This window comes from Staphylococcus caeli (genome assembly GCF_900097965.1).
In the GTDB taxonomy this organism is placed as follows: domain Bacteria; phylum Bacillota; class Bacilli; order Staphylococcales; family Staphylococcaceae; genus Staphylococcus; species Staphylococcus caeli.
On sequence record NZ_FMPG01000005.1, the window covers coordinates 109009 to 131696 of the forward strand.

Annotated in this window: 24 protein-coding genes and 1 pseudogene; 12 read left to right on the top strand and 13 right to left on the bottom strand. The window is 32.9% G+C overall.

All coding sequences use genetic code 11. The annotated features are described in order from the left end of the window. The first annotated feature begins 95 nt into the window (after positions 1-95). Positions 96-191 carry a type I toxin-antitoxin system Fst family toxin gene (locus tag BJS11_RS13590; protein ID WP_115337982.1) on the top strand — a complete coding sequence of 32 codons (96 nt, stop codon included), beginning with the start codon at positions 96-98 and terminating at the stop codon, positions 189-191. Between the two features lie 132 nt (positions 192-323). Here BJS11_RS13590 and BJS11_RS07655 read toward each other — a convergent pair whose 3' ends face one another. From BJS11_RS07655 to BJS11_RS07665, 3 genes are all read right to left on the bottom strand, one after another. Then, entirely contained in the window at positions 324-830 is a 507-nt protein-coding gene (locus tag BJS11_RS07655) for a hypothetical protein (RefSeq protein WP_069995384.1), read from the bottom strand. Positions 831-848: 18 nt separating this feature from the next. Next, entirely contained in the window at positions 849-1397 is a 549-nt protein-coding gene (locus BJS11_RS07660; RefSeq protein ID WP_069995385.1) for a recombinase family protein, read from the bottom strand. Between the two features lie 490 nt (positions 1398-1887). Further along, entirely contained in the window at positions 1888-2733 is an 846-nt protein-coding gene (locus BJS11_RS07665) for a M23 family metallopeptidase (RefSeq protein WP_081333085.1), read from the bottom strand. A 247-nt stretch (positions 2734-2980) separates the two neighbouring features. On the opposite strand from BJS11_RS07665, the gene BJS11_RS07670 reads away from it, so the two are divergent. Beyond that, entirely contained in the window at positions 2981-3169 is a 189-nt protein-coding gene (locus BJS11_RS07670) for a hypothetical protein (protein WP_069995386.1), read from the top strand. Between the two features lie 99 nt (positions 3170-3268). Continuing rightward, positions 3269-4366, top strand: a pseudogene (locus BJS11_RS07675) (transposase). Positions 4367-4472: 106 nt separating this feature from the next. Here BJS11_RS07675 and BJS11_RS07680 read toward each other — a convergent pair. After that, entirely contained in the window at positions 4473-5093 is a 621-nt protein-coding gene (locus BJS11_RS07680; protein ID WP_069995387.1) for a class I SAM-dependent methyltransferase, read from the bottom strand. Positions 5094-5288: 195 nt separating this feature from the next. Here BJS11_RS07680 and BJS11_RS07685 point away from each other — a divergent pair, with 195 nt between their 5' ends. The 3 genes from BJS11_RS07685 (at position 5289) to BJS11_RS07695 (ending at position 7548) form a co-directional block, all read left to right on the top strand. Then, positions 5289-5849 carry a phosphatase PAP2 family protein gene (locus BJS11_RS07685; protein ID WP_069995388.1) on the top strand — a complete coding sequence of 187 codons (561 nt, stop codon included), beginning with the start codon at positions 5289-5291 and terminating at the stop codon, positions 5847-5849. A gap of 144 nt (positions 5850-5993) precedes the next feature. Continuing rightward, entirely contained in the window at positions 5994-6353 is a 360-nt protein-coding gene (locus BJS11_RS07690; RefSeq protein ID WP_069995389.1) for a Na-translocating system protein MpsC family protein, read from the top strand. Positions 6354-6522: 169 nt separating this feature from the next. Next, a complete protein-coding gene (locus tag BJS11_RS07695; protein ID WP_069995390.1) occupies positions 6523-7548 on the top strand; it encodes an NAD-dependent formate dehydrogenase in 1026 nt (341 codons plus the stop codon). 112 nt (positions 7549-7660) lie between these two features. Here the strand turns inward: BJS11_RS07695 and BJS11_RS07700 are convergent, their stop codons facing one another. Beyond that, a complete protein-coding gene (locus BJS11_RS07700; RefSeq protein ID WP_069995391.1) occupies positions 7661-8020 on the bottom strand; it encodes a DUF1304 domain-containing protein in 360 nt (119 codons plus the stop codon). A gap of 242 nt (positions 8021-8262) precedes the next feature. Here BJS11_RS07700 and glpT point away from each other — a divergent pair, with 242 nt between their 5' ends. Next, positions 8263-9612: a glycerol-3-phosphate transporter gene (gene glpT, locus BJS11_RS07705; protein ID WP_069995392.1), complete on the top strand. Its 1350-nt coding sequence runs from the start codon at positions 8263-8265 to the stop codon at positions 9610-9612. A gap of 95 nt (positions 9613-9707) precedes the next feature. Here glpT and BJS11_RS07710 read toward each other — a convergent pair whose 3' ends face one another. After that, positions 9708-10085 carry a winged helix-turn-helix transcriptional regulator gene (locus BJS11_RS07710; protein WP_069995393.1) on the bottom strand — a complete coding sequence of 126 codons (378 nt, stop codon included), beginning with the start codon at positions 10083-10085 and terminating at the stop codon, positions 9708-9710. A gap of 119 nt (positions 10086-10204) precedes the next feature. On the opposite strand from BJS11_RS07710, the gene BJS11_RS07715 reads away from it, so the two are divergent. After that, positions 10205-11386 (top strand): MFS transporter, encoded by a 1182-nt coding sequence (locus BJS11_RS07715; protein ID WP_069995394.1) that lies wholly within the window; start codon positions 10205-10207, stop codon positions 11384-11386. A 147-nt stretch (positions 11387-11533) separates the two neighbouring features. Next, positions 11534-12730 (top strand): amidohydrolase, encoded by a 1197-nt coding sequence (locus BJS11_RS07720; protein ID WP_069995395.1) that lies wholly within the window; start codon positions 11534-11536, stop codon positions 12728-12730. A gap of 105 nt (positions 12731-12835) precedes the next feature. On the opposite strand, the gene BJS11_RS07725 is transcribed toward BJS11_RS07720, so the two are convergent. Next, on the bottom strand, positions 12836-14257 hold the full coding sequence (locus tag BJS11_RS07725; RefSeq protein WP_069995396.1) for an MDR family MFS transporter: 1422 nt from the start codon (positions 14255-14257) through the stop codon (positions 12836-12838). Positions 14258-14716: 459 nt separating this feature from the next. On the opposite strand from BJS11_RS07725, the gene mbcS reads away from it, so the two are divergent. Both mbcS and BJS11_RS07735 read left to right on the top strand, forming a co-directional pair. Then, the gene (mbcS, locus tag BJS11_RS07730; RefSeq protein ID WP_069995397.1) at positions 14717-16294 is read left to right on the top strand and encodes an acyl-CoA synthetase MbcS; all 1578 of its coding nucleotides are present in this window, start codon (positions 14717-14719) and stop codon (positions 16292-16294) included. Between the two features lie 235 nt (positions 16295-16529). Further along, a complete protein-coding gene (locus BJS11_RS07735; RefSeq protein WP_069995398.1) occupies positions 16530-17036 on the top strand; it encodes an SA0570 family protein in 507 nt (168 codons plus the stop codon). A gap of 335 nt (positions 17037-17371) precedes the next feature. Here the strand turns inward: BJS11_RS07735 and BJS11_RS07740 are convergent, their stop codons facing one another. Next, the gene (locus BJS11_RS07740; RefSeq protein WP_069995399.1) at positions 17372-17983 is read right to left on the bottom strand and encodes a YIP1 family protein; all 612 of its coding nucleotides are present in this window, start codon (positions 17981-17983) and stop codon (positions 17372-17374) included. Positions 17984-18262: 279 nt separating this feature from the next. Between BJS11_RS07740 and BJS11_RS07745 the strand changes: the two genes are divergently transcribed. Continuing rightward, positions 18263-18727 carry a DUF805 domain-containing protein gene (locus BJS11_RS07745; RefSeq protein WP_069995400.1) on the top strand — a complete coding sequence of 155 codons (465 nt, stop codon included), beginning with the start codon at positions 18263-18265 and terminating at the stop codon, positions 18725-18727. An 83-nt stretch (positions 18728-18810) separates the two neighbouring features. Here BJS11_RS07745 and BJS11_RS07750 read toward each other — a convergent pair whose 3' ends face one another. From BJS11_RS07750 to BJS11_RS07770, 5 genes are all read right to left on the bottom strand, one after another. Further along, entirely contained in the window at positions 18811-19218 is a 408-nt protein-coding gene (locus BJS11_RS07750; protein ID WP_069995401.1) for a MarR family transcriptional regulator, read from the bottom strand. 83 nt (positions 19219-19301) lie between these two features. After that, positions 19302-20315, bottom strand: coding sequence for a YheC/YheD family protein (locus BJS11_RS07755; protein ID WP_069995402.1), 1014 nt, complete (start codon positions 20313-20315; stop codon positions 19302-19304). A 37-nt stretch (positions 20316-20352) separates the two neighbouring features. Then, on the bottom strand, positions 20353-20565 hold the full coding sequence (locus BJS11_RS07760) for a hypothetical protein (protein WP_069995403.1): 213 nt from the start codon (positions 20563-20565) through the stop codon (positions 20353-20355). A 2-nt stretch (positions 20566-20567) separates the two neighbouring features. Continuing rightward, entirely contained in the window at positions 20568-22202 is a 1635-nt protein-coding gene (locus BJS11_RS07765; RefSeq protein WP_069995404.1) for a poly(glycerol-phosphate) alpha-glucosyltransferase, read from the bottom strand. Positions 22203-22389: 187 nt separating this feature from the next. After that, positions 22390-22688 (bottom strand): LPXTG cell wall anchor domain-containing protein (locus BJS11_RS07770; RefSeq protein WP_148114207.1); only part of this gene is annotated, 299 nt, incomplete at its 5' end.

Below are 22688 nucleotides of genomic sequence, written 5' to 3' on the forward strand. Positions count from 1 at the left end.
TCGGAAGTACATATGCTTTAAAAGATACAGATGGTATAATAATGGAGTCGCCTATCTCTCAGGCGTCTATTTGACGTAGAGAGGAGGTGCTAAAAATGACAGATATCTTTGTTCACATCACGACCACAGTCATCAGTGGTTGTATCGTTGCGCTGTTTGCGCATTGGTTACGTAAGCGTAACGATAAGTAAATAGGCGACATAACCGCACTAAAAACCCCTCACTATTCCTAGTAGTGAGGGGTTTGGTGCATCAAATGCAGATATCTTTGTTAATTGCATTATAACACTATAGTGGCTAGGAATGCAAAATAAATTAATAAACTAAGATCCACTAGACAAAAATTTAATGATTTGAAAAAGTAGTGTGCCTAGTCCTACGATACATGTAATTATTTTTACTGTAGATTCTACTATTTCTCTTTTTCCATTAAAACTAAGATTCTTAAAACCAATCACAAACTTATTAATTATAAATAAGACGGTAAAGAAACTAATTATGAGCAGGATATATTTTATAATAAGAATAAACCAATTGCTTTCAAATTTATACGAAATGATGATAATTATAATAAAAGGGGAAAGTTGAAATAATAGGATAATAGAATTATTTAAAAATGCGCCAATATTATTTTCTTTAATTTCGTCACTACCTAATATACCAATCAATGAAAAAGTAAGTAACAAAAATCCCAATATATTATTTATTATTACAAGAGGAAAGATTTTCTCAAGGCCTAGGGGCATTATTGTTAGTAAAATCCCAAAAGTTAAACTACCTAATATTAATGCTATATCAGAAAAATCTTCTTGTTTATTATTTTGATCCACAAATATCTCACCTCTTTATTATGATTTAATAACTCTATAGACAGTACTTCTACTGACTCCAGTCTCTTTAGCAATCTCTTCACCTGTAAGCTTTTGTTCATCGTATAAGAATTTGATTTCTCTTTTCTTATGATTGGGCAAAGAAGGACGACCACCTTTACGTCCTCTTGCTCTTGCGGCTTCCAAACCTTTTTTAGTTCGTTCACTTAACAAGTTAGCTTCGAGTTCCGCAAAAGCACTCATCATGGTGAAGAACATCTTTCCCATCGCATCTTTGGTCGATACGTTCATATCAATAATGTGTAAATCAATGCCGTTTTCATCCAACCATTGCGATAGTTCTATTAACTGTTTTGTTGTACGCCCAAGACGATCGAGTTTATAGATAACTAGAATATCTCCTTCACGTAAATAATCCAAACATTTATCAAGTTCCGTTCTCTTCGTTTTTCGGCCACTCACTTTCTCGCTAAAGATACGTTCACAGCCATCTCCTTCAAGTGTATCAATTTGTCCATCAAGACTTTGATCTTTTGTTGATACACGTGCATAACCAATTTTAGCCATTTGAATACCACCTTTTTTAGTCATTTTATAGGTACTTGTTAACGAAATCTAATTTTCGATGCAAATAAACACGTCTCTCATCGTCTGAAAACTCATGATTATTGAGAATTATAACACATTGATTATAAAACAAGTTTATATACTTAAATATCCAAGAAAAACCTCTTAACTATGGATTAAGAGGTTTTGTGTCAAAAACGAACATTTATCATATGGAACTTAACAGAGACTACTTATTTCAATAAGAAGTCTTTTAATAATTTCATAATCAAAGTTTGTTTTAAGGACGTAGACTATGATGTTTATTTTTTAGTCGCTATATCAAATATTGTGTTGCTTTTCTAGGGTATAATAATCTCATCCACATATTGTCACTTCCTTATAGATTTTTATACGACCCAGTACTTAACAATTCAACTACACAACTCATTAAGAAAGTTTGTTTTATAACGAATATATTATTAAAGCTTTTTGTTTACTAGAAAATTTCTCATCTTTCTATATAATCTCCCTGTATCGGATTTTCTAAATTAACAAAATTAATTTTCAACGATGCACAATCATTAAAAATTGTTGATGAATTCATAATTTGAAAGTGAATGTGTGGTTCATATGAGTTCCCAGAATTTCCACATTTACCGAGAATTGTTGTTTCATCTACCTGATCGCCTGGTAAGACTAAAATTGAATCTTGTTTAAAATGTGCTATAAGACTATATTCATTTTCTTTATGTCTAATTATCACATAATTTCCTGAAGGGTTATTGGGATCTGTTTCGCCTATTGCATTATCTATCATTGTACTTCTTGTATCAACAACTATGCCCTTTTGAGGTGCTAAAACATTTTGTCCATAAGCATAAAAATCTTCATTATTTTCTCCCTCATTCATATGACTTTCTCCGTCTTTCATTATTAATAAATCGAATGCATATCTTTGACTTATAACATCATTATGGTAGTTCACTAATTTATTATCGCCTCCCCATAACACCGTCCATTTTCTGTCTATTGGCATATAATATTTTAACTCAGTGGATTTGTCGTCACTTTCTGTAGTTATAGTAGTTATATATAACCCTTCGATTTCATTATTTTTATTTATAGTTATAGAAATACCTTGTTGATAATCTGGACTTAAAAAAATGCAACGCTTCATATCACTTTTAGTGAACATGCTAAAAAACTTATTATTTATATACTTATAACTATAAACTACTTTTTTTAGTTCTCTTTTTTTTATACTTTTCTGAAAGTTTTTCGAAAGACTTTTATATAAAGATTTATAATCATTCTTTTCAATATACTGTACAAAAATATTTTCAATATTTGTCAACTATACCTCTCCTTTTTATATCAATATTTTCTGTACACTTTTTAAATAACCAATTTTACACTTTTTAAATACCTAATTTTCTATTTTATTGCATAAAATTATTCTAATTATAGCAAGTAAAGTGACATTTTGGATATCATGGAGTAGTCATTAGTGCAGTTAAACACTATATAAAAATCTGTTCTTTGAAGAGATTAGAAGGTGAAATAAAACTAACAGATAATAATGGATGAAGGAGCGGTATTAGATGGATAAAAGTAAGTTATATGTCTTTATCATTTTAATTGTATGTTTTATTATATCAGCTATTTGTATACCACTTCTAATAAAAAATGGTAGCTATTCAGCTATTTTTTCAGCATTACTTCCTATAGTTTTAATAGTTGTTTATTTGATTTATAAAAAGCTAGGGAATGATAATGAGAAGAGAAAATAAGAATTATGTAATTCTTATTTCAGACTGTCGACAAAGTCTTCGACTTTGTTGGTGTTTATTATGTTGAATAAATCAATTGATAAATGAAATCAATATGAAATGATTTCTATCTCTGAATTAGTCCCTAATAATCATTTATTACGTAAAGTCGATGCGATATTAGATTTAAATTTTGTATATGAACTTGTCGAAGACAAATATTGTCTTGATAATGGTAGACCATCTATTGATCCAGTAATTTTAGTGAAAATATTACTCATACAAAGATTGTTTGGCATTAAATCTAATGAGACAAACAATTAAAGAAATAGAAACAAATGTAGTTTACCGTTGGTATTTAGTATATAGCTTTTTAGATAAAGTACCTCACTATGGAACTTTTAGTAAGAACTATACACGTCGTTTTCATGATCCAGATTTATTTGAACAAATATTTGAGAAAATACTAAAAATAGCTATCAAAAATAGTTTAATAGATCACTCATCTTTATTCATTGATTCTACGCATATTAAAGCAAATGAAAATAAGAATAAATACATCAAAAAATTGTAAAAAAAAGATGCGCTTCACTTCCAAGAAGAATTGGATAAAAAATAAATGAACAGAGACAAGTATAAGGAAAAAAGTCACTAAAAAATAAGGAGGAATATAAAACCAAAAGGTAAGTACGACTAATCCAGAAGCCGGTTACTACGTTAAAGGCGAACGAGAAAAGCAGTTTGCTTATAGTTTACACGCATGTGTAGATAAAAATGGTTAAATAATTGATAAGCATGTGACATCTGGTAATATTCACGATAGTACACAACTCAAGCCAATGATTGAAGATTAGAAACCAAGCAGATGTTGCCTATCACATTAGCAATTGATTCAGGATATAAAGCACTTTTTAATGCCCACTATTAAGTAAATGTACTGAAAGTAAAGATGTCATAAAACAAATTAGAAGACATGTTTGGCAAGGTGATTTAGATATAGTTGAAGATTTAAGGTTTGTGGATACAGAGAAAAAACAATATAAAATGCAAAGTCAAACAGTAGAGAGAAGATTTGGTGATGCAAAAGAGCAGCATGGTATGCGATGGACGAGATATAGAGGACATGACAAAGTTTCCATGGATACCATGCTAATTTGTGCTGCCATGAATCTTAAAAAAATCGCAATGTGGCTAGTAAAAGGACCAGTAATGGTCTGAAAGACCACTACTATTTTTGAAAAAACTATATAAATGGAAAATAAACAAACCCTTCGCAAATTAGCGCGAAGGGTTTGACAACGTTTTTAATATTTAAGTCATTCACTTAGGCTTTAGTATTAGGTTTCATACCGGATGCAATAAATAAACTAGCGCGTTGATTCATAAAAATATGGTCACCTGTATAAAAAGTATGTGTGCTTATATTGGTTAAGCCGCTTTGTTCAAGCACATTTCTAATATCTGACTGTTCAAAACCATTGTAAACCTTTGGATGATTAATTCTTTCATTTTTATCAAAGTCGACGAGGATGAGTTGACCACCATCATTGAGGTGTGTAGCGAGTTTCTTCAACAAAGCTTGATAATCCCCACTATGAAGCAATACCAATGACAAGAAAATGACATCATAAGTTGTATTGACTAGTGAAGTATCATCGGATAGCACATCTCCAGTAAAAGGTGTGATAGATGTTTTACCCAATGCCTCGACTTTAGATCTAAAGATATCAATCATATTTGGTGAAGCATCGATAAGGGTTACGAATTCAAAATGATGATCAATATTTAAGGTAACTAAGCCAGTACCTCCTCCATAATCTAGTAATGATCGATATTGGGATCCTTCTAATAGTTGATTGGTTTCTTGTGCAATAATTTGTGCCAGCTGAATTCTTTCAGGGGCGTCGTATTTTTGGGCAATCGATTCAAAACGTTCTTTATTCAATAGATAAACTCCTTAGTTATTAATTAATTTCAAAAGTATAATGGTTATTATAGATTCTAAAAGTCTTTAATAGATAATAGCACAGACTAGAATGTCTCACAAATAAATGAGCTAAGTCCAAAGTACGATTGAGTTTGAGCACAAAACTTGGTTTACTATTTATTAATAATTGGAATGGAAGGAACTTAAGACACCATGAAGCAATATTTAAAAATGATGAGTGGTAGCGTCTGTCTCGCGATATTAATGATATGTATTGGCAGTGGATTTACAAATGGCGTGGATGAGGGCGTATACCAATTTTTAAACCGTAATATTACACAAGATTGGGCAATTCAATATTTTAAAATCATTTCAACAGTATTATCTCCAATTAATTGTTTGATTTACGTGATAATTTTATTGATTGTTTTATATATGCGCGATAGATTCAAATTTTGGTGGTATGGTTTTTGGTGCTGCAGTGTATTTGCGATTGGCACAATTTTAAAATATGCCGTTCAACGTCCAAGACCTAATTTGATGATTGAAGGATTTAGCTTTCCAAGTATGCATGTCTTAAGCGTGTGTATCTTTGTCAGTTTAATACTATTGATGAAAAATCATAAGGCATTAAAATGTCTCGCTATATTTTTTGTTATCTCTATCATGATTTCTAGAATTTATTTACAGGCGCATTATTTTACAGACACGATTGGTAGTTTGCTTGTATTGTATATTATGCTTCAAGCGTTAAATATTGGGAAAATGAATTGAAAGAGTAATGCGATATTTAAATAAACGCAAGTTGAATGTTATTTTTTAAAAAAGTAATTACACTTGAATTTTAAATTGCACGGTATATAATAGAACTATAAGTTATTTAAAAAGGTAACTAAAACGTATGTGTTTTTGAAGAAGGTGAGTCAAATAGACACACATAAAAAAGAACAACAATTTTCAAATTTAATTCGTTCTTATCGTAAACAACATGTAGGCAAAGGGCCAGAGAAAGTACAAGTATCCTTTAAAGGAAATTGGGCCATTGCATATATGACGGGCGCGTTAAGCAAAGTAGAACAGTTTTATTTAGGTGATAAACAAAATGAAGTGATGCTTCATTATAATCGGACCGAAAAAATAAAGCAGTTATATAGTGATATTAAATTAGATGAAATGGAAACGCTCGTTGGAGCAAAGTTTGTTAAATTATTTACAGATATTGATTTGGCTGATGATGAGGTTGTTTCAATATTTGTTTTCGATAAAGCAATTGAATAAATACTAGATGGTGTAAGGTACCCGGTGCTGTTTGCTAACTACGTTTTGAATGAAATCATTCAAGGAGGTGGTATATGCAAATAGTTCCGGGTATTTTTTTGCATCCAGAGAAGACATGAAGTGTAGTAAAAGGTAATTTTAAAAAATAATTAATATAGGAGAGATTTGAATGAAAATAGTAGCATTATTCCCAGAATCAGTAGAAGGCGAAGAAAATCAAATGCTTAATACAGAAAAAGCAATTGGTTTAAAACCATTTTTAGAAGAAAAAGGACACGAACTCATAATTTTAAATGATAATGAAGCAGATTTAGACAAACATTTACACGACATGGATATCGTCATCAGTGCACCATTTTACCCAGCATATATGACTAAAGAACGTATCGAGCAAGCACCAAACCTAAAATTAGCAATTACTGCAGGTGTGGGTTCAGATCATGTTGATTTACAAGCTGCAAGTGAACATAATGTGGGCGTTGTAGAAGTAACAGGTAGTAATACAATTAGTGTTGCAGAACACGCTGTGATGGATTTACTCATTCTATTGAGAAATTATGAAGAAGGTCATCGTCAAGCTGAAGCAGGTGAATGGAATTTATCAAAAGTGGGTAACCATGCGCATGAATTACAAAACAAAACAATTGGTATATTTGGTTTTGGTAGAATCGGACAACTTGTTGCTGAAAGACTTGCGCCATTTAATGTGAAAATTCAACACTATGATCCAATGAATCAACAAGATAATGAGCACTCAAAATTTGTTAATTTTGATGAACTTGTATCAACAAGTGATGCACTAACGATTCATGCACCATTGACTCCTGAAACAGATAATTTATTTGATTATAATGTGTTAAGTCGTATGAAAGTAGGAAGTTATTTAGTTAACACGGCTCGTGGTAAAATCGTCAATACTAATGATTTAGTTGAATTATTAGAAGCTAAACATATCCAAGGTTATGCAGGTGACGTTTGGTATCCACAACCAGCTCCAGCAAATCATCCATGGAGAACAATGCCACGTAATGCGATGACTGTACATTATTCAGGTATGACATTAGAAGCGCAAGCGCGTATCGAAGAAGGCGTGAAAGATATCTTAACACGTTTCTTTAATAATGAAGCATTTCAAGCTAAAGACATTATTGTAGATGCAGGTAAAATCTCAAGTAAAAGTTATACAGCTAAATAATACTTTTGAAAAAGTTGTTTAGTGTTTTGATATTGTTTTTTAAAATATGATAAATAAATGGCTGATTTCAATTTGTGTGAAATCAGCCATTTTTATTATGAGATAATAGCTTTTAAAAAAGCAGTGAAATAAGTGCAAGGATAGGTAAACCACCTTGCTTTAACAAGATAGACTTCTGGCTCGTCAATGCGCCATATGCTGCTACTAAAATCATGTAAATCAATATGCATGCGATAAATGCTTTTGCATGTTCTGAAAAGAATAATAGATAGAGTAACAATAAACCTAAAAGTCCGTTGTAGACACCTTGATTTTTCATAAGTGTATTTAAATGATTGGTTTGTAATGCCTCCTTAGGCATTTTGAAAAGTTTACTTGTTTTGCTAGAAGTTGTGGCAAAAGTTTGTAATACCATGATGTATAGAAATTCTATAGCAACAAGTAACACTAATATAAAAGATACAATAGTCATTATTTCAGCCTCCATGTCATTCGTAAATCTCAATATAACTATATAAAAAAATTATGAGAAAATAAATATGCAATTTTAATGTAATACTTAAATAGTTCAAGTAGTGAATGCTAATATCGACAGCATGAAATTTTTAATTCTCAAAAATTTCTATATAAAAAACATAAAATTAAATTGACAGCGTTTTCACAATCGCTTAACCTTAATATGAATTTAACATTTCATACATAAGGAGCGTATTCATGTTTAACTTTTTAAGTCCACCAAAGCATATTGAACCACTAGCATCAGAAAAAGTTGATGATACTTATAAGCGCTTACGCTTACAAGTCTTTCTAGGTATTTTCATTGGTTATGCTGGATATTATTTATTGAGAAAGAACTTTTCTTTGGCAATGCCTGACCTGATAGAGCAAGGGTTTAGCAAAGGTGAGTTGGGTATTGCATTATCTGCCGTGTCTATTGCATATGGTATTAGTAAATTTGTAATGGGCACAGTGAGTGATCGGAGTAATGCGAGGATATTCTTAGCTTTAGGCTTGTTTTTAACTGCAATCGTCAATCTATTGATGGGGTTTGTCCCATTTTTTACATCGACAATTTCAATCATGTTTATCATGTTATTTCTTAATGGATGGTTTCAAGGTATGGGGTGGCCACCCTCTGGCCGCGTGCTAGTTCACTGGTATAGCGTAAGCGAACGTGGATCAAAGACGTCAATCTGGAATGTTGCGCATAATGTCGGTGGTGGATTAATGGCGCCTATTGCGACTTGGGGCATCTCTATGACAGCGTTATATAATTTCGGTTATTTAAAAGGCTTTGAGGGTGTATTCATTTACCCAGCGATATTAGCGATTGTAATTGCGATCATTGCGTTTGTACTAGTGAGGGATACACCGCAATCACAAGGTTTACCGCCAATAGAACAATATAGAAACGACTATGCGACGCGTTCTAAAGCAACGCTAGAAACAGAGTTGTCTACGAAAGAGATATTGTTTAAATATGTATTAAACAATAAATGGGTGTGGGCAATCGCATTTGCAAATATATTTGTTTATTTTGTACGTTATGGGGTGCTAGATTGGGCACCAACGTATTTGAGCGAGGAAAAACACTTTGATTTAAAGGCGTCAGGTTGGGCTTATTTTCTATATGAATGGGCAGGGATACCAGGCACCCTATTATGCGGTTACTTGTCTGATAAGCTATTTAAAGGTCGCCGTGGTCCAGCAGGATTTTTATTTATGTTAGGTGTGACGGTATTCGTCGTTATTTATTGGTTGAATCCACCGGGTAACGCTTGGCTAGACAATGTTTCACTTGTTGCGATTGGCTTCCTTATCTATGGTCCAGTCATGTTAATTGGACTACAAGCATTAGATTATGTTCCGAAGAAAGCAGCCGGCACTGCAGCAGGTCTAACAGGCTTATTCGGATACTTATTTGGCGCAGTTATGGCCAATATTGTCTTAGGATATGTAGTACAACATTTTGGATGGGATGTCGGTTTCATCTTACTAACAGTCATTAGCGTATTAGCGATGTTGAGTTTCATTCTGACTTGGAATAAGCGTGGTCAAATGTAGTGTTATTCAGATATTAGGCTGAAAATGAAATATATAGCATATAAAAAGCACGCAGTAGTATAAAAATTAACTACTGTGTGCTTTATTATACCTACTTATGGATTAGGAATATTCACAAAATCTTGTTGATTTAATTGTACAGATTCTCCTTGTTGATATAATTTTTCAATATGAAATTCTCCCCAATAACAAAGTGAAGATAAGATTTTCCCGAGTGTGCTACCGTATTCTGATAGTTCGTATTCTACTTTAGGTGGTACTTGATCATAAACGATACGATGAATAATGCCGTCTTTTTCTAATTCTCTTAATTGTTGCGTCAACATTTTTTGCGTAATGTTTGGTATGGCACGTTTTAAAGCAGATGTGCGCATGCGGCCATTATTTTGCAGGTGGCACAAAATAACGGGTTTCCATTTGCCACCGATGACATCAATGGTGGCCTCAACACCAATATTATATGTTTTAGTCATGTTATTTACTCCTTATAGGCACCAAAAAGTACCTATCGTACTTTAAAGTGCGTACTTCCTATTTGTATGTGTGTGCATTATAGTAACATAATCAACAACAAATAAGGAGAGAAATGATTATGAATAAAAATAAATTTGCCATCATAGCATTGGCGATGTCAGCATTTGCGATTGGAATGACTGAATTTATTAGCGTCGGACTATTACCATTAATTAAAGCAGAATTCCATACGACAATACCGTTAGCAGGTTTAACGGTTTCACTATATGCAGTAGGTGTTACGATTGGTGCGCCATTGATTACGCCTATGACGAATAAAATGAAGCGGAAACATCTGCTTATTACGATTATGATTGTTTTTATCGTTGCGAATGCTTTGGCAGCATTTTCCACAACTTTTAGTATGTTATTAGCGATGCGTGTGTTATCAGCATTAGTACACGGTGTTTTTATGTCTATAGCTACTGCGATCGCAAGTGACCTTGTTTCACCGGATAAACGCTCTAGTGCGATTGCCATGATGTTCACAGGTTTAACGGTGGCTACAGTTACAGGTGTTCCTATTGGCACGTGGATTGGACAACAATTCGGCTGGGAAGCTTCATTTATAACTATTGCCCTCATTGGTCTAATCAGTTTAATCGTAAATATCGCAACTGTGCCTAATGATTTAAATGAATATGAGCAGGCTTCTTTATTAGAGCAGTTGACTGTTTTTAAAAATAAATCGTTGATGATGGTTTACGTGATCACAGCTTTAGGTTACGGAGGTACGTTTGTCGTATACACATATTTAACAACGATGCTGACAGACATACTGCACTTTGGTAACGATGGTGTCGTGATATTATTAGTCATTTACGGCGTCATGGTCGCTATTGGCAATACATTAGGCGGAAAATTAACCAACCATCAACCAGCAAAAGTATTAATAGGTATCTTCTTACTACAAGCCATCGTATTGCTCCTTGTGGGTATCACAATGTCATTGCCAGCAGTAGGTACGATTGCAATTCTATTAATGGGCTTATTTGCTTTCATGAATGTACCAGGATTGCAATTGATTGTTGTATTATTTGCAGAACGTAAGAACAAAGCAACGACAAACTTTGCTTCAAGCTTAAATATTGCAGCATTTAATATCGGTATTACTCTTGGTTCTGTCGTAGGGGGTTATGTATTAAAGCATTTTTCAATTACAATGACACCTTATTTCGGATTAATTATGGTATTACTAGCGAGTGCAATGATGTATATGGTTTATAAGGAAGAACAAGCAAAGCAATTACAATTATCTTAATTTATGCACGATTTTAGTGTATTATTCAAAAAAGATTTTTAAAAATGTAAAATTAATCTAAAATTCAATTTGTATTTGAATTAATCTTTCTTTAAATTTAAAATTATTATAGAGCGATATAAATTTAATTGAAAGAAGTGAATGTTTATGAATGTAAAAGAGCTATTATTTGAAAAATTAGATGCTAAACAAGCAGAAATGGTGAAGCATCGTCGTTATTTACATCAACATCCTGAATTATCTTTTCAAGAAACAGGGACAGCGTCATACATTAAAGACTTTTACAAAAATAAAGATGTTACTGTGACGCAACCAGTTCAAGGCAGTCATGCAATTATTGTTGAAATCAAAGGGAAGCACCCTGGCCAAACCATTGGATTACGTGCCGATTTCGATGCGTTGCCGATTACAGAAGAAGCAGATGTACCATTTAAATCGTTAAATGAAGGTGTCATGCATGCTTGTGGTCATGATGCACATACCGCATATTTATTGGGATTAGCGGATGCTTTTATAGAACTTAAAGACCAACTTTCAGGGACAATTAAAATCATTCATCAACATGCCGAAGAATTACCACCAGGCGGCGCGCAACAAATTATGGCGTCTGGTGTGCTTAACGATGTTGATGAAATTTATGGCATTCATGTTGTACCCGTAGCTGGACCAGAAGTGATAGGTTTTAATAAAGAGAATGCCTTTGCCGGCAGTTCAACATTCACACTAACAATTAAAGGATTGGGCGGTCATGCGGCAAGTCCTCATAAGACGCATGATGCATTAGTTGCAGGCACGAATTTTGTAAATACGCTGCAAACGATTGTATCTAGACGTATTGACCCATCAGAAATGGGCGTCATTACTGTGGGGGCATTTGAAGCGCCAGGTGGTGCAAACATCATTCAGGACAAAGTTACGATTAAAGGCACAGCGCGTTATTTAAATGATGACTTGGAACAATTTATGTATGAAGAAATTGAGAAAGTTGCTCAGAGTGTAGCTGTAGGTTTTGATGTTACGTATGATTTAGATTATCAATTTGGATATCCGGTGCTTTATAACCATCCAAAACAAACAAATCATGTTGTAGATATCTTGTCAGCGAGCAAAGGTGACTATTTTGAACATTTAGTGGAAATCCCTGCAGTTTCTGGCTCTGAAGACTTTGCGTATTATTTAAAAGAAATTCCAGGGACATTCTATATTGTTGGTTGTAAACCAGAGCATACTGAAACGCCATATATGAATCATCATCCAAAATTTGAAGTAAACGAAGACGCATTAATTGTAGCTGCCAAATCACTTGGTGAGATAGCGCTCAACAGATTGATGGCAACAGAATAACTTCAAATTTAATGAAAAACTCAAAGATAACTCTCAATAAATAACAAAAAGCACTTACGCCATTCTTAATAGAATTGGTCGTAAGTGCTTTTAAATTATCATTATTTATAATGTGCGGCGTGCGGGTCTAGTATCATCTGATAGTTTCGCAGATAGAATCAATGCAATCACTGAAATACCCGTAGCAACCATAAAGGTTACGTTCACACCGTGTATAATACCTTCAACGCCATCACTAGGATTAGCTGATACAGACATTAATGTGATAAATAATGCTGTACCAATAGCGCCTGCCATTTGTCTGAAAGTATTGTTCATTGCAGTACCATGTGCAATGAGATGATTTGGTAACTGATTAATGGCTAACGTAGTCATAGGCATCATAACCATTGAGATAGAAATCATACGTAAGGCGTTAGATATTGCTAGATAAGTAAAACTAGTATGTGCTGTTAGTACAGTAAACGGTATAGAAGATACAACGAGTATGAATAGCCCAATACGTGCTAACCACGTACCTCCAAATTTATCGAATAAATAACCTGTCACTGGGTTCATGAGTCCCATAACAACTGCACCTGGAAGTAACACAAGTCCAGACTCTAATGCAGAGAACTGTAACATATTTTGCATATACAGTGGCAAGATAATGTTTGTAGCGATTAATACGCCAAAGACAAACATACTTAATACGGTACCTAATGTATAAACGTTATAGCTAAATACTCTAAATTCAAGCATAGGTTCTTTCAATTTTAATTGGCGACGGATGAAGATGATTAAAGATACAATTCCGACAACAAGTGGTGCGATGAATTGTACACTTGCCCATCCAGCTTCACCGACTGAACTGAAGCTATATAGTAATCCACCAAAACCGAGCGTTGATAGAATGACTGAAGCAATATCCAATTTTGGATGAGATGTTTCGGTAACATTTTTCAGTAAGAAAATTGATGCGATTATTATAATTACTGCGATTGGGAATACAACGTAGAAGACACTTCTCCATGTAAGATGTTCTACTAAAACACCCGATAAAGTAGGACCTATAGCAGGTGCAAAAGCGATGACGAGTCCAAACAGACCCATTGCAGTACCACGTTTTTCTTTAGGGAATGTTAAAAATAGAATTGTTTGCATGAGTGGCATCATGATACCTGCGCCTGCAGCTTGTAGGATACGTCCGATTAATAGCATTGAAAAATCTGAGCCAATCGCACAAAGTAATGTACCCACTGCGAAGATACTCATAGCAGTTAAAAAGAGCTGCCTCGATGTATAGCGTTCAATTAAAAAGGCTGTAACTGGAATCATAATTCCGTTAACTAGCATAAATATAGATTGTAACCATTGCACGGTACTCTCAGATACTTGAAGATCTTTCATAATTGGCGGTAAAGCCGTTCCGAGTAGCGTTTGGTTTAAAATTGTAATAAATGCCCCTGACAATAATACAATGAACAAGGGTATTCTTTTTTCGACATGAAAATTGTCATTTGATGTCAAAGCACTCACTTCTTTCATTAAAAATTACACAGTTTTATATTATAGCACTATACTTAATTTAAATCTAAAAGTTGAACTGAGAAAAAATGAATTTGTATACAAAAATTATAAAAATGAGTATAAATGACAATGCTATTAAGTGTGTCATCAGGATTTAAAGATATTTGTTTCTTATATAAACATTTTACAACTATATGTAAGGAATACTACATGACTTGTGTTGATAATGTCAAAGTAAGCAATTTATTTAATGGTTAATATAAATCATGAATTCAGAATATTTAAACTTCAATCGATAATGTACTATAATTATCAAGGTATTTAGACATTGAGTTAAAAGTTATATTTTTACTAAAATTGCATTAGCAGATAAAGATTTTGAGCATAAAGCTTTTAATAGAAGAAAAGGTAGGTCTACGATAGATTTGAGATTAAAAATAGAATCGTTGTGGATTTTAATTTAAAGGAGAATATGTAATGAATAAACAAGATTTAATTGCTCCAGACAATTACAATATTGTCAGTGAAATTGAAAAATTTGCGGAGGATCCAGCGAAACAAGCTCTAATTTTTGAAGATGCAAACGGAGAAGCACAAAAAGTGACATATCGTACATTGCTACAAAGGGCCAATCAAGTAGGTAACGTATTCAAAAAACATGGTTTGCAAAAGGGAGATAAGGTACTTATCATGATGCCGCGTTGCATAGAAACTTATGAAATATACATTGCGGCATTAAAACTTGGTATTGTTGTGATACCAAGTTCAGAAATGTTACGTACAAAAGATTTACAATATAGAATTACACATGGTGAAGTCAAAGCGATTGTGGCAGCTGCTCAAGGTGTTGAAGAATTCAAAGCAGTGGAAGAATACGCTGAACTGACGAAATTTATCATTGGCGGTCAAGCAGAAGGATGGCTAGTTGTCAAAGCAGAAATGGCTACCGAAGCGGAGACATTAGAAATAGTCGAAACGTCTAGAGACGATGTTGCACTATTATCTTATACATCTGGCACGACAGGTAATCCGAAAGCCGTCGTACATTCACACGGTTGGGGTTATGCCCATATGCAAATGGCGCCGAAGCATTGGCTAAGTATCACAGAAGATGATATCGTTTGGGCAACTGCAGCACCTGGTTGGCAAAAATGGGTGTGGAGTCCATTCTTATCAATTATGGGATCAGGTGCAACAGCTTTTGTATATAATGGTAAATTTAATGCAGAGAAGTATTTATCACTATTGGAAAGCTACCAAATCAATGTACTTTGTTGTACACCAACTGAATATCGATTAATGGCCAAATCACCGAACTTGGCGGACTACAATTTAGCACATTTACACAGTGCTGTATCTGCAGGTGAACCATTGAATAGAGAAGTCGTGGAAAAATTCCAGAATCATTTTAACCTCACTGTACGAGATGGTTATGGTCAAACAGAAAGTACACTACTTATAGGTTTCTTGAAAGATACACCAAGCCGTCCAGGTTCAATGGGGAAAGCTATTCCGGGTAGTTATGTCACAGTGATTAATGATGACGGTGCACCAGCAGCAGTAGGAGAAGTCGGCAATATAGCAGTGCCTTTAGACTTACCAGCACTCTTCAAAGGTTATTATAAAGATCCTGAACGCACGGCCGAACCTAGAATTGATGCATATTTCATAACTGGCGATTTAGCAAAAATAGATGAAGATGGTTACTTCTGGTTTGAAGGCCGTAAAGATGACATTATTATCAGTTCTGGTTATACGATTGGACCATTCGAAGTGGAAGATTCATTGACGAAACATCAGTTTGTGAAAGAATGTGCGGTAGTCGCAAGTCCTCATGAAGTCAGAGGGAACATTGTTAAAGCATTTGTGATTCTGCAAGATGATGTACCTGCAACAGAGGAAACCGTTAAAGCACTGCAACAATACGTCAAACAAGATGTTGCACCTTATAAATATCCACGTGCGATTGAATTTGTCGAAGACTTACCTAAGACCAACTCCGGTAAAATTAGACGCATTGAACTAAGAGAAGCCGAACATAAAAAATTGTCATAAAACAAATGTAACTCATTTGATGAATCTATTTTTATGAAAGGTAATATTTTAAAAATTCAGACAATAAGCCGAAAAATATGAATTTTATTAAATCGAGATACTTTTGAGAAGGTCAAAATCAATTCACTATATATAAATATAATAAGTGATATTTTTTTGGGTGTAGTAAAGACTTTATCCTTTTTAGAGATGGTAAATTATTATCTAGAAATAAAAATGTAAAGGAGAAGGACTTATGAAAAAAGTATTAACTGCATTGGTGGCATCTTCAGTTATTATTACAGGTGTAAGTGCCACAAATGCTCATGCCGCATCAGAAAGTAGTGAAATATCTATAGAACAATTAGTTCATCCAAAGTCAACATTAGAAGGTGTTGATATTGGTATGCCGATACAAGTTGTTCTAGATAATAATATAAAGCCTATCTATTCTCATAGTGTTGATGGCACGGTTCATTATTATGAATTTAGAAAAGATAATGGATTACTTATTGTTACAACTGATGGTGAGAAAGATAAGGGTAAAGTAACAAAAGTATCTATGAGCTACAATAATCTTAATGGCCCTAGTTTTGAAGATTTGAAAAATAATGTAAGTAATAATGCCACTGTACATATTAGTTATAATAAAATTAATGGTAATTGGGCATATATTGAAGATGGAAAAGTATCATATCAATTTAAATCGGATTCTCCAGATAACAAAGAGTTAAAATTATATAGAATAGATATAAGTCAATAATTTATTCTATATATAGGTTTTCGGTATCTTCTGCAGTATTTTAGATGAATCACCTTATCTTATTTAAAACAATGATGAGCAAGTAAAAGTAGACTAAAAATATGAACTATAAGTGAGTGTTTTCATAACAAATAAGAGTTTAGATTACAGATAAATATTTTTGGAAATTAAGAGAGTTAATTCAATTTACAGGATTAGCTCTTTTTGTATTTAACATAAAAAATACTGCAAAATTAAAAAAAATAAAGAACGAGTCAATTTCTATCAAATTCAATTAGAAAATGGCTCGTTCTTTAAGTATTTATGTTAATTTTGTGTATGTTTATTGAACGAAATTACTGAAAAGCTACACCTAATAGTGGAAATCCAATAAATACGACAAGGTAGGCGATTGACCATATGATAGCAGATTTTTTAGAAAAGCGACATGTCGCAAATAAAAGGATGCCAAATACATAAGCACCAATGAAAGTTTGTAAATTAAATGCTCCTAAGATTTTGTTCCCTTTATCAAAAATATTAAGGCTGGTAATCGAATAATCTGTGACTGATAAGCCCGCAATCCATTGAATTAGGAAAACGATAAGTGCGATAACACTCGTAATAATTGTGTAACTTAAAGTCGCTGAAAAGATAGATTTTGTGCTTGCATCAGATTTCATAATTTTAGAGATAACCAAAATAACAACGAAAGTAATACCAATTGTAATTATAGCACCAACAGCACCACCAATAATGCCTAGGATTTTCGCGAATTCAAGCGACTGTTCAAGCTGTTGTCCGCTAAGGCCTGCATCTTCGTAAACTTTCTTATAATCTGTAGAGAGACCAACGATGATAGAGGATAGTACAACTATGATGATGGCGTTTAATAGTTTTAAGCCCCAAGTCGGTTTTTCACGTAAACTTGCAAAATGTGAGGCTAAAGGTAAGTTAGATGATTCCATATGTATTGTTCCTCCTATGTATAACGTTTTCAAAAGTGTAACATGTACTACAATATTTTAAAACACTTCTATAAATTTTTAGTATTAATTACTAAAAATTAATAAAGTTAAAACCAAATAAATATTTAATGTGTAAATTTGAGGTACTATTTGTTTGATATTAATTTTAAAATAAAAAACATGATATTGAATGTGTTGTTTATTGTGTTGATGTGATATGGTTTGAGTAAGTAAATGTAAAGGCATTCATTTTATAAATATAAATAAAGGAGTGGTGTTATGTTACATTATTACAAATTATTTTGGAAAAATGCGTTAAATATCAAAGGTAGGTCGAGACGTAAAGAATATTGGTATCCCGTACTTATGAATATATTGCTTGCGATTGTCATTGGACTTATTACTTATGCATTGCCTATACCGAGTATCATTGAAGAAGTGGTAGGATGGATTCTTTATATTCTAGTAACGATTGCGATGTTTACAGTCACGGTGAGACGTTTTCATGACGTTGGAATGACGATGACGATTCCTATACTGTTGTTTATAGGCACGTGGATAAATGACGCTTTGGACTTTATTGATATTGATATTGTGAATGGTTTAGGATCAGCATTCTCAATCATAGCTGTTATTTTAGGTGTTATATACTTGGTACTTGCAATCGTAGGGCTAGTTGTATGTTGTACTAACGGTCAAAAAGAATTTAACAAATATGGCGAGAACCCTAAGCGTAATGAGTAACATGAAAGTATGTGTTTAAATATTTGAAATATGTCCCCAGTGTGTTGTGGAAGTATAAATTCACACGTACTGGGGATTTTTGACTAGACAGTAATCCGATTAAGTGTTGTTAGATAGTCTGACAATCCAGGTATATTGGTATTTAGCTTGTCAATTAAGTCATTCATAGAATTACTGATTTCTTTTTGCAATTGTTTACCTTCTTCAGTAAGTTGAATTGTGACTCTTCTTTCGTCTAAAATACTTCTTTTCCTAATGATAACACCCTTTTTCTCTAATCTTTTTGATGCAGGTGTAATTGTCCCTGTGTCTAATGAAAGTTCATTACATATTTCTTGGATGTATACGGGTTTATTATTTTTCAAACAATATAATATTAAATAATTAAGAAAAGTTATATCGAATGTTTTAAAAAAATAGTTAATCTCTTTTACGATTTCTTTATCAGTTATATAAAATTGTTTTAAAAAATAGTCTATATTGTTTGTCATAAGCGACTCCTTTAAAATTTTTATATTAAAGTTGCTATATTCGTCCTTTTAAATTGACTATACGTTTATATATCAAATAGTATCTAATTGTTAGAAGTTGTCTGACTTAGTAAATATTTATAGAAGTCCACTCTTTTCTCTGCGGATTCTATTTCAAAAAACTTCTGTCCAGGGTACGTATTGACTTCGAAAAGCCATAATTTTCCTTCTGTATCTATACCTAGGTCAATGCCTAGCGCATCTAATGGGTATGGATACAATTTTTCGAAGTTTCTAGGAAAATTTGTACAAATAATATCGATTTTGTTTTTTATTTTTCTCCAATCATTTGGATATTGTGTTTTTAAAAATGGGACGATGGATGCTATGGCACCGCCTTGACTAATATTGGCAGTGATATTTTTTTCTATGCCTATCCTTGGATATGCCTTCACCTTTGTCCATTTACCATTTGCTTTTTTTCGAACATGCAGTCTAAAATCGAAAGGAATACCGCTCTTTGTTTTTGAATGAATAAAGGGCTGACAAATATATTTTTTACTCAAAATAAGTTCGTTTAATTTCGCTTCAAAGTTCACTTTAGATATTAAATCAATACTTGTATCATTTATAAAATGATAGCCATTTTTTAATTTTTCAATAGCAACAATATCTCTTCCTTGATTACTTATAGACGGCTTTAATAATATTTTTTGATATTTATCGATGAAATCTATTACATCGTATTGGTTTTCTACTATTTTAAATGGAATAAGCACATCTTTGAATTTCTCTTCATTTTCATATAGCAAATTAAACACTTTTGTTTTTCCACCTAATGGATAAGTCGTAAAGGTAGCATGTTCTTTCAATACATTATAAAGTGCTTTATTAGTTTTATTTATAGGTTCGTTGTCTATTACTGTGGGAAAAGGAATTGTTTTATGAATCCACTGTCCATTTTCTAAAAATTTAGCATTTATTGTAGTATTATCAAGATTAACGTCATTTGGTGTGAAGTAATAGAACGGTATATGTTGATGCGCACACACATATGCAACACTTTTAGCAACTAACCCTGGTTTATTTATACTTCTCAACATACCAACAGTCTTCATCAGCGCACCGCCTCTCTATAAAATAAATTTTTAGCATTTAGAAGAATATGTGCATTGTAAGTCTAGCCAAAGCAATGATTAAGGCTAATATAATACCCGCATAAATCCACTTAGCACTATGTTTCTTGCTGGTATCATTCAATACCTCTGTTTCGCTTTGTTCTAGTAATTCTCTTTCGATTTCTAGGTCTAATTCAGTTTTTACATAAGTATCTGTTTGGTTTGAACGTTTAACTTTAATTTCTTTCATACTCACGAACTTCCTTTATTGCTAAAAGCATTTTGATATTGGATGTAACCTGATAAATAATGCTCTATATCATCAATTCTGACTCTGTAACCATGATGTTTAATAAAGAAGCTATTAAGAATTCTTTGAGGATTTTTAAAGTACATTGCTATTTCTGGATAGAAAAAGCCAGTTCTTTGATAGTTTGCTCTGAAATGAATTGTCTCAATAAATGCCTGTTCGTCTATTAATTCTGTGACGATATGACCATATCCATTGTTTTTTGCATTTTTTATTAAATAGTAGGTAGCCATTAACATTTCTAAAAAAGTAGGGTATGTAGTATCTCTATGCTTTATATAATCTAGGTAATGGTTTACATTTTTAATACCGAAGCGGTAATACTTTTCATCTGGAATAATATTCACAAGCTCATTTGTACAATAACCTAGCCAATGATCATGGTATTGCCAATAATTGTTAGCGATGAAATGATTAAAAAGTTTTTTTACTGCATTTAGTAACGTTTGATCCTGATTAATTTGATAAAGTCTTAGTAAAGCTAATGCAGCCTCACCATCGTAATATACAATACGATGTTTTTCTTTTATGGAGAGGTCTGGGTAATTTAAGACATGTATAGTTTCACCTGTATCCGAATCAATCATTGCTAAGATGCCTTGAGCAACTTTTTGAGCAGCTGTTAATGCGTGTGTATCATTTGGATTTAATTTCAAATATTCACAAACAGCAAATATAAATGCAGCGTTTTGTCCTAATTTAATTTCATTTATTTGCTTTGTATCGTCGTATATATAACCTTTATCATCTACTTCATAAAGATAATTATTGATTATATAAAAGATGGCATTTTTAGCTGAAAGCCATTCTTTATTCAAATACTGCATACTTTCTAATAATGCATAGGTGGAAGATGAGTGACGTAGATTATTATAAAAATCAATTTGCTTATCAAAATGTGGGAAGTAACCATAATGGTACTTTCCATTTCCTTGAAGCATACCTTCTAGAAAATCAGAACCGTGCTGTATTAAGTGGTTAATTTCTGTGTTCAAGTCATCGACTATTCTGAGATTTTTAAATGAACCACGGTCATTTAATTTATATACTTGATAATTGTCATGAATGAATCCTTTTGTATAAAATTGAGTAATATATTTGCCATGATACTGTTTATGTTGGAAGGTTTTTTTGTGTTTGGTATATTTTTTAAGATAATTGTTAATATTTACTTCAGATAAAATGAGTTCGCTTTTGTTTTTACTAGGTCTAACAAATGCATTTGCATTAATTTCATCAGGTAAAAAAGACATATTCCAGTGTGTATCTAGAGCGATTCCAAAATCGATATAATTTCTGCGTGTATTAATTAATTCATTTATAATATCATCATAAAGTACTTGCTTTGTCTCCGTAATTAAGTCAATTTTTATCCATTTAGGATATACGCCTGCTTGTTTTTTGAATCTTTGGCAATGTTTCAAAATATCACGCTTTAAGTGAGTAGTTCGTTTTATTAATATGACAATAGCTTTCATGTTTGGTTTGCCTAAACTTAAAAAGAAAGCTTCATTGGATAATGTTTCCTCATTAATCACTTTTATAAGTTGTTCTATTTTATGATTAAGTTCACTCATATACAAACTCCTAACATTTTAAAGACTAGGTAATTTTAATTTAATCTTCATTATCATTTTGTAAATAATAATGAATTTTTATTGTCAATTTTATATTTGTGGTTCAATACCTTTCGCAGTCAAATCTATTTTCAAATTATAATTAAAGGCTGAGACAATGAAGTCCCAGCCTCTAAGGGTTTATAGGTTACTTATTTTCTTTTCTTTTGCGAGTGAATAATAGTAACGATCCTAAGCCAGCAAATAGTGAACCGAATAATACACCATTTTGTTTATCTTTTTTACCGGTATCTGGTAATTCACCTTCGGCATCAGCATCCGCGTCAGCATCAGCATCAGCATCAGCATCAGCATCAGCATCGGCATCAGCATCAGCATCAGCATCAGCATCGGCATCAGCATCAGCATCAGCATCAGCATCGGCATCAGCATCGGCATCGGCATCGGCATCGGCATCAGCATCAGCATCGGCATCCGAGTCAGCAT

What these genes read in the sequence shown, in the direction of transcription:
- BJS11_RS07720 (WP_069995395.1), top strand. Translation starts at nt 11,534, where the DNA reads ATGAATGTAAAAGAGCTATTATTTGAAAAATTAGATGCTAAACAAGCA.
- BJS11_RS07710 (WP_069995393.1), bottom strand. Translation starts at nt 10,085, where the DNA reads ATGACTAAAACATATAATATTGGTGTTGAGGCCACCATTGATGTCATC.
- glpT (WP_069995392.1), top strand. Translation starts at nt 8,263, where the DNA reads ATGTTTAACTTTTTAAGTCCACCAAAGCATATTGAACCACTAGCATCA.
- BJS11_RS07725 (WP_069995396.1), bottom strand. Translation starts at nt 14,257, where the DNA reads ATGAAAGAAGTGAGTGCTTTGACATCAAATGACAATTTTCATGTCGAA.
- BJS11_RS07765 (WP_069995404.1), bottom strand. Translation starts at nt 22,202, where the DNA reads ATGAGTGAACTTAATCATAAAATAGAACAACTTATAAAAGTGATTAAT.
- BJS11_RS07760 (WP_069995403.1), bottom strand. Translation starts at nt 20,565, where the DNA reads ATGAAAGAAATTAAAGTTAAACGTTCAAACCAAACAGATACTTATGTA.
- mbcS (WP_069995397.1), top strand. Translation starts at nt 14,717, where the DNA reads ATGAATAAACAAGATTTAATTGCTCCAGACAATTACAATATTGTCAGT.
- BJS11_RS07695 (WP_069995390.1), top strand. Translation starts at nt 6,523, where the DNA reads ATGAAAATAGTAGCATTATTCCCAGAATCAGTAGAAGGCGAAGAAAAT.
- BJS11_RS07660 (WP_069995385.1), bottom strand. Translation starts at nt 1,397, where the DNA reads ATGGCTAAAATTGGTTATGCACGTGTATCAACAAAAGATCAAAGTCTT.
- BJS11_RS07745 (WP_069995400.1), top strand. Translation starts at nt 18,263, where the DNA reads ATGTTACATTATTACAAATTATTTTGGAAAAATGCGTTAAATATCAAA.
- BJS11_RS07685 (WP_069995388.1), top strand. Translation starts at nt 5,289, where the DNA reads ATGAAGCAATATTTAAAAATGATGAGTGGTAGCGTCTGTCTCGCGATA.
- BJS11_RS07670 (WP_069995386.1), top strand. Translation starts at nt 2,981, where the DNA reads ATGGATAAAAGTAAGTTATATGTCTTTATCATTTTAATTGTATGTTTT.
- BJS11_RS13590 (WP_115337982.1), top strand. Translation starts at nt 96, where the DNA reads ATGACAGATATCTTTGTTCACATCACGACCACAGTCATCAGTGGTTGT.
- BJS11_RS07735 (WP_069995398.1), top strand. Translation starts at nt 16,530, where the DNA reads ATGAAAAAAGTATTAACTGCATTGGTGGCATCTTCAGTTATTATTACA.
- BJS11_RS07715 (WP_069995394.1), top strand. Translation starts at nt 10,205, where the DNA reads ATGAATAAAAATAAATTTGCCATCATAGCATTGGCGATGTCAGCATTT.
- BJS11_RS07750 (WP_069995401.1), bottom strand. Translation starts at nt 19,218, where the DNA reads ATGACAAACAATATAGACTATTTTTTAAAACAATTTTATATAACTGAT.
- BJS11_RS07740 (WP_069995399.1), bottom strand. Translation starts at nt 17,983, where the DNA reads ATGGAATCATCTAACTTACCTTTAGCCTCACATTTTGCAAGTTTACGT.
- BJS11_RS07755 (WP_069995402.1), bottom strand. Translation starts at nt 20,315, where the DNA reads ATGAAGACTGTTGGTATGTTGAGAAGTATAAATAAACCAGGGTTAGTT.
- BJS11_RS07700 (WP_069995391.1), bottom strand. Translation starts at nt 8,020, where the DNA reads ATGACTATTGTATCTTTTATATTAGTGTTACTTGTTGCTATAGAATTT.